The organism is Pseudomonas monachiensis (assembly GCF_047345015.1).
Lineage (GTDB): Bacteria > Pseudomonadota > Gammaproteobacteria > Pseudomonadales > Pseudomonadaceae > Aquipseudomonas > Aquipseudomonas monachiensis.
On the sequence record NZ_CP178857.1, the window covers coordinates 5,381,112 to 5,394,730 of the forward strand.

Genomic DNA, 13,619 nt, shown 5'->3' on the forward strand with positions numbered 1-13,619 from the left:
TCATTGTGGGAGCGGGCTTGCTCGCGAAAGCGGTTGACCAGGCAACGAAGCACTCAAGCCAACAGCATCTGCCGCAACTCGACACAATCCGCCGCATGCCAATCAGTCAATTCCGGCCATGGATTATCCGGCAGATTCACCAATACAGTCCGCGCTCCCGCCGCCCGCCCACAATCGAGATCGAAGCGGTAGTCGCCAACCATCACCATCTCGCTCGCCGGTACATTCCAAGCTTCGGCCAGTTTCAGCAACCCGCCCGGATGCGGCTTGGGCGGCGCATCATCGCGGCCCAATACATCCTCCAGCGCAAAGCAGTCGGCCAGGCCAATGGCCTCCAGCGTGACATGTGCCAGCTCCCGGGCATTGCGCGTGAGAATGCCCAGGCGATAACCGCGCCCGGCCAGTTCGCGCACCAGTTCCACCGCACCCGGTGCCGGTTGCGAACCGAGGGCCAGGTCCCGCTCATGCTCCAGCAGCCACGCATGTTTGGCTGCGGCTTCATCGGCCGGCAGTGCGGCGAGGTGGGTCAGGATGTCGTGTTCGGCAGGGATCGCCAATGCCACGCGAATCGCCGCGAAGTCGTGCACGGCCACGGTCAGGGTGCCGTCCATGTCGAACACCCAGTGACGCACGTCGGCCAGGCTCATGCCCAATCCTTGCGATGACGGATCAAGCCTTCCTGGGTGACCGAGGCCACCAATTGTCCGGCACGGTTGAACACGCTGCCACGGGAGAATCCACGGGAGTTGCCGGCCCATGGACTATCCATTGCGTAAAGCAACCAGTCATCGGCACGCAGATCCTGGTGGAACCACAACGCGTGATCGAGGCTGGCCACCTGCATGTCCTTGTTCCAGACCGTTTTGCCATGGGGCTGCATCGAGGTGACCAGCAGACCGAAGTCCGAGGCATAGGCCAGCAGGTATTTATGCAGCGCCGGCGAATCGGCCAACGCCCCGTCGGCGCGGAACCAGACGTACTTGACCGGATCGGAGGGCAGCGGGTTGTAGGGATCTTTCTCGGTCACCGGGCGAAATTCGATCGGCTTCGGGCACAGCAATTTTTCGCGCATTTTCTCGGGGATCAGGTGCGCGCGCTGCTGGGTGATCTCCAGCTCCGATGGCAGGTTTTCCGGACCGACCACTTGCGGCATTTCGGACTGGTGCTGGAAGCCTTCTTCGTCGTACTGGAACGACGCACTACAGGTGAAGATCGGGTGGCCCTTCTGGATCGCCGTCACCCTGCGCGTGCTGAAACTGCCACCGTCACGCACCCGGTCAACCTGATACACCACCGGCAACCCGGCATCGCCCGGTCGCAGGAAATAGCCGTGCATCGAATGCACATGGCGCGCCTCTTCCACCGTCTGACTGGCCGCCGACAGCGACTGACCGAGTACCTGACCACCGAACAGCTGACGAAAGCCCAGATCCTGGCTACGGCCACGGAACAGGTTTTCTTCGATCGGTTCCAGGGTCAGCAGGTCGACCAGATCATCCAACACTTGGCTCATTCAGATGCTCCTCACGCAAAACATTGCCGCGCAGCCTTGGCTGCAACGCTCGATTCAGTTTCTGGACTCTACCCATGGGGCCATTGTAAACGTCCGTGCCAGGTTATCCATGCAAGGTTTGCAGCCATTGCTCCCGGCTGATGCGATACAGCACATGCCGACGCAACGGATGATCGACGTCGAGTCGCGGGTGATCGAAGTCATTTTCCGGATCATGGTGCATGCCGATGGCCTGCATGACTTTCTCTGACGGCAGGTTGGTTTGCGTAGTGAAGGCCACGACCTCTTTCAGCGGCAAGCGGTCGAACCCGCAGCGCAGAGCGGTCCACGCCGCTTCACTGGCGTAACCCAACCCCCAGTGCTCGCGGGCCAGGCGCCAGCCGATTTCCGTGGCCGGGGTAAAGGGTGCATCGAAACCGACTACGCCAAGCCCGGTAAACCCGATGAACTGGCCAGAGTCCTTGCGCTGCAAAGCCCAGAGACCATAACCGTGCTCGGCGAAATGACCACGGATTCGCCCGATCAATGATGCGCTTTCCAGTCGGCTCAAGGTTGCCGGGAAATAGCGCATCACCTGCGGATCGGCACACATCGCCGCAAAGTCAGGTAAATCTTCATCGCGCCACTGGCGCAACAGCAGCCGGGCGCTTTCAAGTTCCAGTATTGGCTCCATTGCTCCCCGCCCTCCGTTTGCATGCCGCAAGTCTACAACGCTGGTAGGATTCTTCTCTCATTCCTGAATGAAATCATCATGCCGCTCCCGCTGATTTATCACGAAGACTACAGCCCCGAGTTTCCGGCGGATCACCGCTTCCCCATGGACAAGTTCCGCCTGTTGCGCGATCACCTGGTGGACAGCGGCCTGACCCGCGATGCCGACCTGTTGCGCCCGGAACTGTGTCCCGCAGAGATTCTCGCCCTCGCCCATGACCCTTCATACATCGAGCGCTACATGAGTGGCGAATTATCCCGCGAAGACCAGCGCCGCCTCGGCCTGCCCTGGAACGAAGCCCTGGCCCGGCGTACGGTGCGGGCGGTGGGCGGCTCGTTGCTGGCAGCCGAGCAGGCGCTGGAGCATGGCCTGGCCTGCCACCTGGCGGGCGGCACCCACCATGCGCACTACGACTACCCGGCCGGGTTCTGCATCTTCAATGACCTGGCGGTGATCAGCCATTACCTGCTGGAAAGTGGTCGGGTGAATCGGGTGCTGATCTTCGATTGCGATGTGCATCAGGGCGACGGGACCGCGCGAATACTGCACAACACTCCGGAAGCGGTGACCGTTTCCCTGCACTGCGAGAAGAACTTTCCCACACGCAAGGCCGAAAGTGACTGGGACATTCCGCTGCCCAACGGCATGGGCGATGTCGACTACCTGAAGGTGGTGGACGATGCACTCAACTACCTGTTGCCGCTCTACCAGCCGGACCTGGTGCTGTATGACGCCGGAGTCGATGTGCACAAGGACGACGCCCTGGGTTATCTGAAGCTGACAGACGAAGGCGTCGCCGCCCGCGATGAAAGCGTGATGCGCCATTGCCTGGGCCGCGACATTCCGCTGGTCGGGGTGATCGGCGGCGGCTACAGCAAGGACCGCCAGGCCCTGGCCCGCCGTCACGGCATCCTCCATCACAGCGCGCAGCGCGTCTGGCAGTCATCAGGTTGTCACTGAGTTGTGGATGCTTTACCCACAATGCCTGTGGAACTGCCTGTGGATAACCTGAGTGAAAGGGCCTGTAGCCCATGCTGCGTATAGGCTACAGAACGGTGGTTGTTTTTTAACCAGCCCTCCAATACACCGATCATCCCTGTGGGAGCGAGCTTGCTCGCTCCCACAGGGATTCGGGCTGGTAGAATGCCCGGCTTATCCCGCCAGACCGCAGCGCATCCCATGACCCAATCCTCGTCACCCCTTCCCCCTCACGTCGCCATCATCGGCGGCGGCCCCGCCGGTCTGATGGCGGCCGAAGTGTTGAGCCAGGCCGGGATCAAGGTCGACCTGTACGACGGCATGCCCTCGGTCGGACGAAAACTCCTGCTGGCCGGCGTCGGCGGCATGAACATCACGCACTCCGAAGCCTACCCGGCGTTTCTCTCGCGCTACGCCGAACGCGCCCCGCAGATTGCCCCGCTGCTGCGTGGCTTCGGCGCCGAAGCGCTGTGCCAGTGGATTCATGACCTGGGCATCGAGACCTTCGTCGGCAGTTCCGGCCGGGTATTCCCCACCGACATGAAGGCCGCGCCACTACTGCGCGCCTGGCTCAAGCACCTGCGCGACAGCGGCGTAGTTATCCACACCCGCCACCGCTGGCTCGGCTGGGACGAGCGTGGCGGATTGCGCATCGACAGCCCGGAAGGCGAAAAAACCGTGCAAGCCGATGCCACCCTGCTCGCCCTCGGTGGCGGCAGTTGGTCGCGCCTGGGTTCGGACGGCGCATGGATGCTGGCACTGGAGCAACTGGGTGTAGGACTGGCGCCATTGCAACCGAGCAATTGCGGCTTCGAGGTGCAGGCCTGGAGCGAATTGATGGTCAACAAATTCGCCGGTGCGCCGCTGAAAAACATCGCTATCGGCCTTAACGATGACGTGCCGCGACTTGGCGAATGTGTGATTACCGCCACCGGAATCGAAGGCAGTCTGATCTACGCCCTGTCGGCACCGATCCGCGAGGCAATCAACCGGCACGGCTCGGCAACCATTCATCTGGACCTGTTGCCCGGCCGGCCTGTGGATAAAGTTCAAGCGGCGTTGAGCAAGCCGCGGGGATCGCGTTCCATGGCCAAGCACTTGCACAGTCAGTTGGGCATCGATGGCGTAAAAGCGGCGCTATTGCGTGAACTGGCCAGCGCCGATTGCTTTGCCGACATGGCCTTGCTGGCCAAATCGATCAAGGCATTGCCACTGACGCTGGTGAAAACCCGACCACTGGATGAGGCCATCAGCAGTGCTGGCGGTGTGTTGTTCGAGTCGATGGATGAGCGATTGATGCTCAAGCAACTGCCTGGCGTGTTTTGCGCCGGGGAAATGCTCGATTGGGAAGCGCCGACCGGCGGCTATCTGCTGACCGCGTGTTTCGCCAGCGGGCGAGCGGCGGGGTTGGGGATGGTGAAATGGTTGCAGCGCAAGGGCTGAAGACCGAGGCGCGCCCTTCGCGAGCAAGCCCGCTCCCACAGGGGATTTGTGAACAACACAGATCCAGTGTGGGAGCGGGCTTGCTCGCGAAGGCGGCCTAACAGACGCAGAGGTAAATCAAGGCTTACGCTTGCGCGGCCCGGTATTGAACACCGGCACTTTGCGCACAGGCTTGATCGAAGGTTCCGCCGGCGCAACCTCTCCGCTATCAACCCACCGACCCAGATTGCGTTTACCACCGCCACCACCGGAAGCCTTGGGCTTCTTCGGTTTTTTCGGCTTCTTGACGACCTGGCCACTGGCATCGGTGTCCGGCACGCGGTGTTCAGGTTCGAAGTCCGGCTCGTTCTGTCGCTTCAAGGTTTGGCGGGTCAGCATCTCGATGGCCGACAGCAGATTCACTTCATCGGCGCAGACCAGGGAAATCGCCTCGCCGGTCGAGCCCGCGCGGCCGGTACGACCGATACGGTGGATGTAGTCCTCAGCGACAATCGGCAAATCGAAGTTGACCACCAACGGCAGGTCTTCGATGTCCAGGCCACGGGCGGCCACGTCGGTAGCGACCAGGATCTGCACTTCACTGGCCTTGAAACGATCCAGTGCGCGCTGACGAGTCGCCTGGGGTTTGTCGCCGTGGATGCCGTCTGCGTTGATGCCCAGGCCCTGGAGTTTATCCACCAGCGCATCCACGCCGTTGCGGGTCTTGGCGAACACCAGCACCTGCTTCCACTTGCCCTTGCGCATCAGGTGCACGAACAGTTCCGGCTTGCGCTTCTTGTCCACCGTCACGATCCATTGCTTGACCGTATTGGCCGCAACGTTGCGCGGGCTGACCTCGATGGTCAGCGGATCGTTGAGCATTTGCCCGGCCAGCAGGCGGATGTCGTCGGAGAAGGTCGCGGAGAACAGCAGCGTCTGACGTTTCTTTGGAAGAGCGCGGTAAATGTTCGCCAACTCCTCGGAAAAGCCCAGGTCGAGCATGCGGTCGGCTTCGTCCAGCACCAGGGTCTGCAGCTGGTTGAACTTCAGCGCGTTCTGGCGGAACAGGTCGAGCAAGCGGCCCGGGGTCGCCACCAACAGGTCGACACCGCTGCGCAGTTTCATCATCTGTGGGTTGATGCTGACGCCGCCGTATACCGCGTAGGTGCGCAGCGGCAGGTTTTCGGCGTACTGGCGCACGGCTTCGTGAACCTGCTCGGCCAGCTCGCGGGTCGGTACCAGGATCAGCGCGCGAACCGAGTTGGCGGTGACTTTCGGCCCTTCCATGGCCAGCAGTTGCAACAGCGGCAGGGCGAAACCGGCGGTCTTGCCGGTGCCGGTCTGGGCGGCGGCCATCAGGTCGCGACCGGCCAGCACTGCCGGAATGGCTTGCGCCTGAACCGGCGTCGGTGTCTGGTAGCCGAGCGTCTCGAGGGAGCGCAGCAAGGGTTCGATCAGGCCAAGGGTGGCGAAAGTCATGGGAGTACCGTAGGAAAATTCAGCGCGGGTTGTTCAAAACAAGTGTGCAAAACAAGATGCAATACCGCGCAGTTTACCCTAATTCACACGGGATTCTGTCGGTACTGCCGTCACCACCACTGGCCGTTCTGGCGTGCGGCGCCATTGTGGCAAGCCGATCAACACCACGGCACTGATGATCACCGCCATCGCCAGGGCTTCTTCGATGCCGATGGTCTCGCCAACGAACACGATCCCCAGCAACACCGCCACCGCCGGGTTGACGTAGGCATAACTGGTGGCCGCCGCCGGACGCACATGCTTCAACAGATACATGTAGGCGTTGAAGGCGATGATCGAACCGAACACGGTCAGATACGCCAACGCGGCCCAGCCTTCGATCGGCGGCACCTTTTCCAGCTGCTCACCACTGACTGCGCTGGCAATCAGCAACACCACACCGCCCACCAGCATTTCCACAGCACTGGCCATCGCGCCCTGAGGCAATGGCAAATGTTTGCTCCACACCGAGCCAAAGGCCCAGGTCGCCGCCGCAAAAATCAGCAACGCCGCACCCAGCGGGCTCGATTGCAGGTTGGAACCGAGGTTGAGCATGCCGATGCCGATCAGCCCGAGCACAATCCCGGCCCATTCGAGACGGGTATTACGTGCGCCCCAGAAATATCCGCAGAGCAAGGTAAACAGCGGCACCGTCGCCACTGCCAGTGCCGCGACACCGGAAGCAACGCCGGTGTGTTCGGCCACGCTCACCGCGCCGTTGCCGCACGCCAGCAACAAGATCCCGATGATCCCGGCAGCTTTCCACTGCGCCCAGGTCGGTGCCGGCGCCCCGCGCCAGCGCAGGAAGGCATACATCAAGGTCCCGGCGATGACGAAACGGATGCCGGCGAGCAGCAGTGGCGGCCAATACTCCACGCCGATGCGGATCACCAGGTAAGTCGAGCCCCAAATCACATACAAGGCGAAGAAGGCAGCGATCAAGGGTAAGGGAAAGCGACGAAGGCCGGACATGGGGGCAGCTCACAGGCAAGGACAAGTGAACGGCTATTCTAGAAAGGCCAGCGTCGGAAAATAAGTTACAAAACCTGTTTAAAGCGCCAGTACACTTTTCAAAACACGGAGTTCAGCGCTATAAACCGTATTTTCGAAAGCTGGCCATTTTCAGGAGTCACCCCGATGGATAAGTACGACCGCATGCTGCTCAGCGCCCTGCTGGAAAACGGTCGCGCGTCCTACGCGGACCTGGCGCGCAAGGTCAACCTGTCTGCCCCGGCCGTGGCCGAGCGCGTGGCCAAGCTCGAAGCCAGCGGCGTGATCACCGGTTATCAGGCGAAGGTCGACATGGCCAAGCTCGGCCTGCCGATCCAGTGCGTGATCGAACTGCGCCTGAACCAGCACGGTAACCAGAAAGCCTACGACGACCTGATCAAAATCCCGCAATTGACCGAATGCCATCGGGTGACCGGCGACCCGTGCGTGATCATGCAAGCGGCGGTGGGCTCAATGCCGGAGCTGGAAGAACTGATCAACCGGATCGCCACGTTTGGCTTCAGCAAGACGTCGATCGTGTTGTCGAGTGCGATAGAGAAGCGGGTGCCATTGGGGCACATCGAAGGCAATGGCAAATAGCTTTCTTTGGGACCGTAGGAGCTGCCGAGTGAAACGAGGCTGCGATCTTTTGACTTTGATTTTAAAGATCAAGATCAAGAGATCGCAGCCTCGTTTCACTCGGCAGCTCCTACAGGGGTTATGCGGTGTTTTCGGGATCAGCGATAACGCTTTAGGTGCTCGCCCACTTTCGCCGCCGGGACCTTCTGCAACTTGCACAGCAAATCATGGGACAGCTCGCGCAAGCCATGCTTGTGCCGCAGTTCGTCCGCCAGGTGCGCCGTCAGGTTGGCCGCCATCTCGGCATCGGCCATCGCCCGGTGGGCCTTGCCGGTGTGGGGCAAGTTGGCGAACGTGGTGAGGGTGCCGAGTTTGTGGTTCGGCGCGGCGGGCATCAGGCGTCGGGCCAATAGCAGCGAGCAGGCAAAGTTCTGCAAGCGGGTGCGTTTGATTCGTCCGAGCTCGAAGTCCCAGAACTTCTGGTCGAACGCGGCGTTGTGCGCCAGCAATGGCGTGGTACCGACGAATTCATTCACTTCATTCATCACCTGCTCCGCCGACGGCGCGGTGCGCAGCATGGCGTTGCTGATGCCGGTGAGTTGTTCGATGAAGGCCGGGACGCGTACGCCGGCGTTCATCAGGCTTTGGTAACGCTCGACGATGCGCCCCTGTTCAAGGATCACCACGGCGATTTCCGTAGCCCGGCAGCTGCTGCTCGGGGAGATCCCGGTGGTTTCAAAGTCGATGACTGCTATGCGTTCCAAACCTGTTTCAACTCCGTAAAAATCAATTCTTGAGCAGCAACGCGCCTTCGATCGGCACGTAGCGGCTGGCGGCGCGGATCAGCGAGTTGGCGGTCAGGCCCGGCACGCCGTAGGCCACCGCTTGCACCCCGTGTTTGCTGATGATGCGTTCCAGCAGCATGTCGAAATCGCCATCACCGGAGGCCAGGACGATTTCGTCGACATGGTCGGCGGCATCCATGATGTCGAGGGTAATGCCCACGTCCCAGTCGCCCTTGGCCGAACCATCGCTGCGCTGGATGTACGGCTTGAGCTTCACGGTGAAACCGAGGTTGCGCAGGATCTGCTGGAACTGCTGCTGTTTGCTGTCGCCACGGTCGATGGCGTAGGCGTAGGCTTCGACGATCTCGCCCTGTTTGCTGATGTCAGCCCACAGTGCGGCGTAATTGAAGTGGCAACCATAGGCCTGACGCACGGTGTAGTAGAGGTTCTGGACATCGGCGAACACTGCGATTTTTTTCACCGGCTTTCCTCGAGGCTGAATCAGGCACCAGGCCCGAAAAGTCGCCCAGTATGCCAGCCCGAAGGATTGTTCCGCGAATAATCAGCCCGGAGCGTGGTTGCGCTCCGGACGAATGGCGTGTCAGACGAAGGAATCGTCGTCGCCGCCGAAGAACGATGAGCTGTCATCGCTGTAGTCGGCGTCGCTGAATCCGCCCTGATCGTTGCTCCTGGAATCGTTACCGGCCATGCGCTGGTCATCGCCCCAGCCATTGTTGCCCTGGTCGTTGACCTGGGCCGGCTCTTCCTTGATGACTTCGACGACTTCCGGTTGCTGATTGTGATGGAACAGGCTGCTGATGCCTTGTGCCAGCATCACTCCACCCGCCACGCCGGCGGCGGTTTTCAGCGCGCCACCGAGGAAACTGCTGCCGGCCGCTGCCGGAGCCTGTTGCTGGGGTGCATAGCCCTGTTGTGGAATGTTCTGCTGTGGCGGCTGCGAACCGAACGACGAGCGTCCCGGCTCACGCCAGCCACCGTTCGACGGCGGTGCGCTCTGGGTTGATGCGGGCTGTGGCTCGCGGGAGTTGCCGCCAAAGATGCTCGACAAAAAGCCACCGCCACTCGGCGCAGGAGCCGGGGTCGCCTGGGCCTTGGCCTGTTGCAGTTCGGCCTGCAATTGCTGGACTTGCCGGGTCAGTTGTTTGTTCTGCTCATCGAGGCTCTTGATCGCCGCCTCTTGCACCAGAATCGCCTGGGTCATGAAATAACCTGCCGCGGGCTGGCGCGTCAGGTGTTCCTTGATCCGCGCCTCGGCCTGGGCGTCGCGCGGGGCTGAGTCCGTTTCGGCCTGTTGCAGCCGGGAAAACAGTCCATCGATCAGGGTTTGTTCTTCGCTGTTCATGGCGACCTCGTAGATTGCCGGGGAAATCGTTGCCTTTATCCAATGAGGATAAGGTGCTCGACCTTAATGGAGGCTGAAACAAGATGTTTCAATGTCCTTTACCGAACGTTTACGTTTGCTTCCCCCTGCGCTTGATCGGTTAAAGTGGGCCACTGCTTCCAACCTGCGATACCAACTGATGAATCCGTTAGATGTGCTGCGTGACTCCCTGTATTTCTTCAAGCGCAATCTGGGCCAGATCGTGCAACTGTGCCTGCCGCTGGTGATGCTTGAGGCACTGCTGCAACAAGTGGTCGACCATTCCACCGAGCCGGACAGTTTCCCCGGCATCAGCGTGATTGTCGGCTTGCTGGTGTATCCGCTGTACACCGCCGCGCTGATTCTGTTTCTCGACGCCCGCAGCCGAGGCGAATCGCCGAGCAACCGCGAGCTGCTGTCCAGGTCCGCCTACCTGTGGCCGCGCTTCGCCCTGCTGACGGCGCTCAATACCGTGCTGATTCTGCTGGGCCTGTCGCTGTACTTCCTGCCCGGTATCTACTTGATGGTGACCCTGGCGTTTGGCGAATACCTGCTGGTGTTGCGCGGCCTGGCGCCGCTGGCGGCCATGAAGGAAAGCCTGCGCATGACCCAAGGGCATTTCTTGCGCATCCTGCTGTGCATTCTGTGTGTGATGGGGCCGTTGTGGCTGCTCAAGGGCGTGACGCTGGCGGCGTACCCGGAACCGCAGAACCCGGTGATCTCACTATTGATCGACAGTGCCCACAGCTTCCTGCAACTGTTTACCAGCGTGGTGCTGTTCCGGTTGTTCATGCTGATCAACCCGTTGCCTGAGAGAAATGACAACTCGCTCTGACCTTGGGCGCGACCATCGCTCTCGGGTATGCTCGGGAACAACTCTGTAACGCTATTAAGCCGAGCCATGACCCGTCTACTGCGCTACACCCTGCTGGGCCTGCTGATCATGACCGTCCTGATCAGCGCGATGATCTACAGCCTGACCTGGCGCCCCGACGCCAAAGAAGTGTTGCCAGTCAGTTGCAGTACCCAGGCCCCTTCCCTGGTCCCCGGGCAGGCGTTGAAGGTGATGACCTGGAACGTCCAGTACCTGGCCGGCAAGCGCTACGTATTCTGGAATGACCTGGCCGCCGGTGCCGACGAACGTCCCACAGCGGAAGATATGGCCTTCAGCCTCGACGAAGTGGCGCGGGTGATTCGCGACGAACAACCGGACATCGTGCTGTTGCAGGAACTGGACGACGGCGCCAAGGCCAGCGATTACCAGCAGCAGTTCAAACTGCTGCAGGAACGGCTTGCCGACTTGTATCCCTGTGGCGCCAGCGCGTTCGACTGGAAGGCCGACTTCGTACCGAACCCGCACATCTTCGGCAGTGTCGGCCGGCAACTGGCGACCCTGAGCCGTTACCGGATCGAACATGCCGAACGCCTGCAACTGCCCATCGCCTCGGGCAATCCGCTCAGCCGCCAATTCAAACCCAAAGACGCCTTGCTGGTGAGCTACTTGCCGTTGATTGATGGCGGGCAAATAGCGGTGCTCAATACCCATTTGGACCGCGCCAATCGAGCCGACAACACCTTGCAAAACCAGGTGAACGCCGTGGCCAGGGCCCTCGATAAACTCGAAAGCCGTGGCACGCCGTGGCTGATCGGTGGGGATTTCAACCTGTTGCCGCTGGGCCAGTATCGACGCCTGTCCGACGCACAACGCGCGCCCTACTCCGCCGACAGCCCGCTGCACCTGCTGTGGGACAAGTACCCGATGATCCCGAGCAACAACGAAGCCAGTGGTATCGACCGCGAACGCTGGCTGACCCATTACCCGAACGATCCCGGGCTGAACGGCCCGGACCGGACCGTCGACTACCTGTTCTACAGCCCGCGGATCAAACGGGTGGAGGCGATGGTGCGGCAGGATGATACGTTGCGCATCTCCGATCACCTGCCGGTGATTGCGCGGTTTTTGTTGCCGGTTGCGCCCTGATACCGAGGCAACACAATACCTGTGGGAGCGGGCTTGCTCGCGAAGAGGCCAGTACATCCGAGATCAATGTTGTCTGATACACCGCTTTCGCGAGCAAGCCCGCTCCCACAGGGTCTGTGTATGCTCGACTTAATGCACCTCCTCCAGATCATCATGCAGCAGCCCGAAGATCTCGCGCTTCATCTCGATGAACGAGCGCTCCATGACCATATCGAGGTTGCGTGGACGTTCGATCGGCACATCCAGAGTCTGCTTGATCCGCCCTGGCCTGGCGCCCATCACATACACCCGGTCACCCAGCAGAATCGCCTCGTCGATGTCGTGGGTCACGAACAACACGGTCTTTTTGCTGTTGCCCCACACCCGCAGCAATAACTGCTGCATTTGCAGGCGCGTCTGGCTGTCGAGGGCGCCGAAGGGTTCGTCCATCAGCAGGATCTGCGGATCATTGGCCAGCGCGCGGGCAATGGCGACGCGCTGCATCATGCCGCCGGACAACTGCTTGGCGTAGTTGTCGGCAAAGCCGCTCAAGCCCACTTCATTGACGTAGTAGTCGACGATGTCCTTGCGTTGCGCCGCCGGCATGCCGCGGCGCTTGAGGCCGAACTCGACGTTCTGCCGCACCGTCAGCCACGGGAACAGCGTGTAGCTCTGGAACACCATGCCACGGTCCGCACCGGGGCCTTCCACCTGTTGGCCGCCGACGTAGATCTCGCCCGAGGTCGGTTCGGCCAGGCCGGCGGTGAGGTACAGCAGGCTCGACTTACCGCAACCCGAAGGTCCGACCAGTACCGCAAATTGCTGGTCCGGCACCTCGAACGACACTTCCTCCAAGGCGGTAAAGGTACCGCCATCGGGTTTCTTGTAACTCAGGCTGACCTTGTCCACCTTCAGCCGAGGCGCGTTCACTGGGGCAGCATGAGGCGCGGTAAAACGATGAGTGGCGGCGGTTACTGAGCCCATGCGGTGATCCTCAGGCGTAGGAAACGGAACAGTTGATCGGTGACCAGGCCCAGCAGGCCGATGATCGCGATGGCGAGGAAAATCACATCCACCTGGAAGCCACGCATGGCCTTGAGGCTCAGGTAACCCAGGCCACTGGAAGCGGCGACCAGTTCAGCCACCACCAGGTAAGTCCAGGCCCAGCCCATGGTCACGCGCAAGGTGTCGAGCACACCAGGCAGGGAAGCCGGAGCGATCACATGCAGCACTGCATCGCGGCGATTGGAACCGAGGGTGTAGGAGGCGTTGATCAGGTCCTTGGAGATGCCTTTGGACACGTCCGCGATCATCACCAGTTGCTGGAAGAACACGCCGAAGATGATCACCGACACCCGCTGCTCCAGACCGATGCCGATCCACAGGATGAACAGCGGCACGAAGGAGGTCACCGGCAGGTAGCGAATGAAGTTCACCAGTGGCTCAAGAAAGGCCTGGACGATGCGGAAGCTGCCCATCAACAGTCCCAGCGGCACCGCCACCAGGGACGACACGATGAAACCGACCATCACCACTTCAACGCTGGCCCACACATGTTGGCCAAGGGTGCCGTCGCGGCCTAACCGCACGGCGGCCTCGACCACCGCGCCCGGCGTCGGCAGGAACATGCCTGGCACCACGCCACCGTAGGACAAGCCGGCCCACAGACCGACCAGCAGCACCCAGGCCAGGCCGCTCGCGCTCCAGATCACCGAGACCGGCAAACCGGTCTTGGGCGTAATGCAACGGCTCAGCCATGAATTGCGCTTGAACATGCAGCC

The 13,619-nt window shown here is 61.2% G+C and carries 15 protein-coding genes; 5 read left to right on the forward strand and 10 right to left on the reverse strand.

Annotated features, from left to right (window positions below; all coding sequences use genetic code 11):
* Positions 1-53: 53 nt before the first annotated feature.
* The 3 genes from ACMDB8_RS24165 to ACMDB8_RS24175 form a co-directional block, all read right to left on the reverse strand.
* Entirely contained in the window at positions 54-647 is a 594-nt protein-coding gene (locus ACMDB8_RS24165; protein ID WP_150755010.1) for an HAD family hydrolase, read from the reverse strand.
* Entirely contained in the window at positions 644-1,513 is an 870-nt protein-coding gene (gene tesB / locus ACMDB8_RS24170; protein WP_056728784.1) for an acyl-CoA thioesterase II, read from the reverse strand. Before tesB ends, ACMDB8_RS24165 begins: the two co-directional genes overlap by 4 nt.
* 103 nt (positions 1,514-1,616) lie before the next feature.
* Entirely contained in the window at positions 1,617-2,186 is a 570-nt protein-coding gene (locus tag ACMDB8_RS24175; RefSeq protein ID WP_056728786.1) for a GNAT family N-acetyltransferase, read from the reverse strand.
* Positions 2,187-2,264: 78 nt separating this feature from the next.
* Between ACMDB8_RS24175 and ACMDB8_RS24180 the strand changes: the two genes are divergently transcribed.
* A complete protein-coding gene (locus ACMDB8_RS24180; protein WP_056728788.1) occupies positions 2,265-3,185 on the forward strand; it encodes a histone deacetylase family protein in 921 nt (306 codons plus the stop codon).
* Positions 3,186-3,404: 219 nt separating this feature from the next.
* Positions 3,405-4,646, forward strand: coding sequence for a TIGR03862 family flavoprotein (locus ACMDB8_RS24185; RefSeq protein WP_409078814.1), 1,242 nt, complete (start codon positions 3,405-3,407; stop codon positions 4,644-4,646).
* A 117-nt stretch (positions 4,647-4,763) separates the two neighbouring features.
* On the opposite strand, the gene ACMDB8_RS24190 is transcribed toward ACMDB8_RS24185, so the two are convergent.
* On the reverse strand, positions 4,764-6,104 hold the full coding sequence (locus ACMDB8_RS24190; RefSeq protein ID WP_150726987.1) for a DEAD/DEAH box helicase: 1,341 nt from the start codon (positions 6,102-6,104) through the stop codon (positions 4,764-4,766).
* A 78-nt stretch (positions 6,105-6,182) separates the two neighbouring features.
* Positions 6,183-7,115, reverse strand: a complete 933-nt coding sequence (gene yedA / locus ACMDB8_RS24195) for a drug/metabolite exporter YedA (RefSeq protein ID WP_223542006.1) — start codon at positions 7,113-7,115, stop codon at positions 6,183-6,185.
* Between the two features lie 165 nt (positions 7,116-7,280).
* Between yedA and ACMDB8_RS24200 the strand changes: the two genes are divergently transcribed.
* Complete coding sequence (locus ACMDB8_RS24200; RefSeq protein WP_007990688.1) at positions 7,281-7,733, forward strand: Lrp/AsnC family transcriptional regulator; 453 nt, start codon at positions 7,281-7,283, stop codon at positions 7,731-7,733.
* A gap of 137 nt (positions 7,734-7,870) precedes the next feature.
* Here ACMDB8_RS24200 and ACMDB8_RS24205 read toward each other — a convergent pair whose 3' ends face one another.
* The 3 genes from ACMDB8_RS24205 to ACMDB8_RS24215 form a co-directional block, all read right to left on the reverse strand.
* Positions 7,871-8,476, reverse strand: coding sequence for a 3'-5' exonuclease (locus ACMDB8_RS24205; RefSeq protein WP_056728794.1), 606 nt, complete (start codon positions 8,474-8,476; stop codon positions 7,871-7,873).
* Between the two features lie 22 nt (positions 8,477-8,498).
* On the reverse strand, positions 8,499-8,978 hold the full coding sequence (locus tag ACMDB8_RS24210) for an NYN domain-containing protein (RefSeq protein ID WP_007990686.1): 480 nt from the start codon (positions 8,976-8,978) through the stop codon (positions 8,499-8,501).
* 120 nt (positions 8,979-9,098) lie between these two features.
* On the reverse strand, positions 9,099-9,860 hold the full coding sequence (locus tag ACMDB8_RS24215) for a DUF2076 domain-containing protein (protein WP_409078815.1): 762 nt from the start codon (positions 9,858-9,860) through the stop codon (positions 9,099-9,101).
* A 178-nt stretch (positions 9,861-10,038) separates the two neighbouring features.
* Here ACMDB8_RS24215 and ACMDB8_RS24220 point away from each other — a divergent pair, with 178 nt between their 5' ends.
* Positions 10,039-10,713, forward strand: coding sequence for a YciC family protein (locus tag ACMDB8_RS24220; RefSeq protein WP_056728798.1), 675 nt, complete (start codon positions 10,039-10,041; stop codon positions 10,711-10,713).
* 66 nt (positions 10,714-10,779) lie between these two features.
* Complete coding sequence (locus ACMDB8_RS24225) at positions 10,780-11,859, forward strand: endonuclease/exonuclease/phosphatase family protein (RefSeq protein ID WP_223542007.1); 1,080 nt, start codon at positions 10,780-10,782, stop codon at positions 11,857-11,859.
* A gap of 129 nt (positions 11,860-11,988) precedes the next feature.
* Here ACMDB8_RS24225 and ACMDB8_RS24230 read toward each other — a convergent pair whose 3' ends face one another.
* On the reverse strand, positions 11,989-12,822 hold the full coding sequence (locus ACMDB8_RS24230; RefSeq protein ID WP_056728802.1) for an ABC transporter ATP-binding protein: 834 nt from the start codon (positions 12,820-12,822) through the stop codon (positions 11,989-11,991).
* Positions 12,810-13,613, reverse strand: a complete 804-nt coding sequence (locus ACMDB8_RS24235; protein ID WP_007990681.1) for an ABC transporter permease — start codon at positions 13,611-13,613, stop codon at positions 12,810-12,812. The genes ACMDB8_RS24230 and ACMDB8_RS24235 overlap by 13 nt, the downstream gene beginning before the upstream one ends.
* Positions 13,614-13,619 lie beyond the last annotated feature (6 nt).

Excerpts from the sequence above, each read along its gene's own strand:
- ACMDB8_RS24165 (WP_150755010.1), bottom strand. The coding sequence starts at position 647 with ATGAGCCTGGCCGACGTGCGTCACTGGGTGTTCGACATGGACGGCACC.
- ACMDB8_RS24185 (WP_409078814.1), top strand. The coding sequence starts at position 3,405 with ATGACCCAATCCTCGTCACCCCTTCCCCCTCACGTCGCCATCATCGGC.
- ACMDB8_RS24220 (WP_056728798.1), top strand. The coding sequence starts at position 10,039 with ATGAATCCGTTAGATGTGCTGCGTGACTCCCTGTATTTCTTCAAGCGC.
- ACMDB8_RS24175 (WP_056728786.1), bottom strand. The coding sequence starts at position 2,186 with ATGGAGCCAATACTGGAACTTGAAAGCGCCCGGCTGCTGTTGCGCCAG.
- yedA (WP_223542006.1), bottom strand. The coding sequence starts at position 7,115 with ATGTCCGGCCTTCGTCGCTTTCCCTTACCCTTGATCGCTGCCTTCTTC.
- ACMDB8_RS24190 (WP_150726987.1), bottom strand. The coding sequence starts at position 6,104 with ATGACTTTCGCCACCCTTGGCCTGATCGAACCCTTGCTGCGCTCCCTC.
- ACMDB8_RS24230 (WP_056728802.1), bottom strand. The coding sequence starts at position 12,822 with ATGGGCTCAGTAACCGCCGCCACTCATCGTTTTACCGCGCCTCATGCT.
- ACMDB8_RS24215 (WP_409078815.1), bottom strand. The coding sequence starts at position 9,860 with ATGAACAGCGAAGAACAAACCCTGATCGATGGACTGTTTTCCCGGCTG.
- ACMDB8_RS24235 (WP_007990681.1), bottom strand. The coding sequence starts at position 13,613 with ATGTTCAAGCGCAATTCATGGCTGAGCCGTTGCATTACGCCCAAGACC.
- tesB (WP_056728784.1), bottom strand. The coding sequence starts at position 1,513 with ATGAGCCAAGTGTTGGATGATCTGGTCGACCTGCTGACCCTGGAACCG.
- ACMDB8_RS24180 (WP_056728788.1), top strand. The coding sequence starts at position 2,265 with ATGCCGCTCCCGCTGATTTATCACGAAGACTACAGCCCCGAGTTTCCG.
- ACMDB8_RS24200 (WP_007990688.1), top strand. The coding sequence starts at position 7,281 with ATGGATAAGTACGACCGCATGCTGCTCAGCGCCCTGCTGGAAAACGGT.
- ACMDB8_RS24225 (WP_223542007.1), top strand. The coding sequence starts at position 10,780 with ATGACCCGTCTACTGCGCTACACCCTGCTGGGCCTGCTGATCATGACC.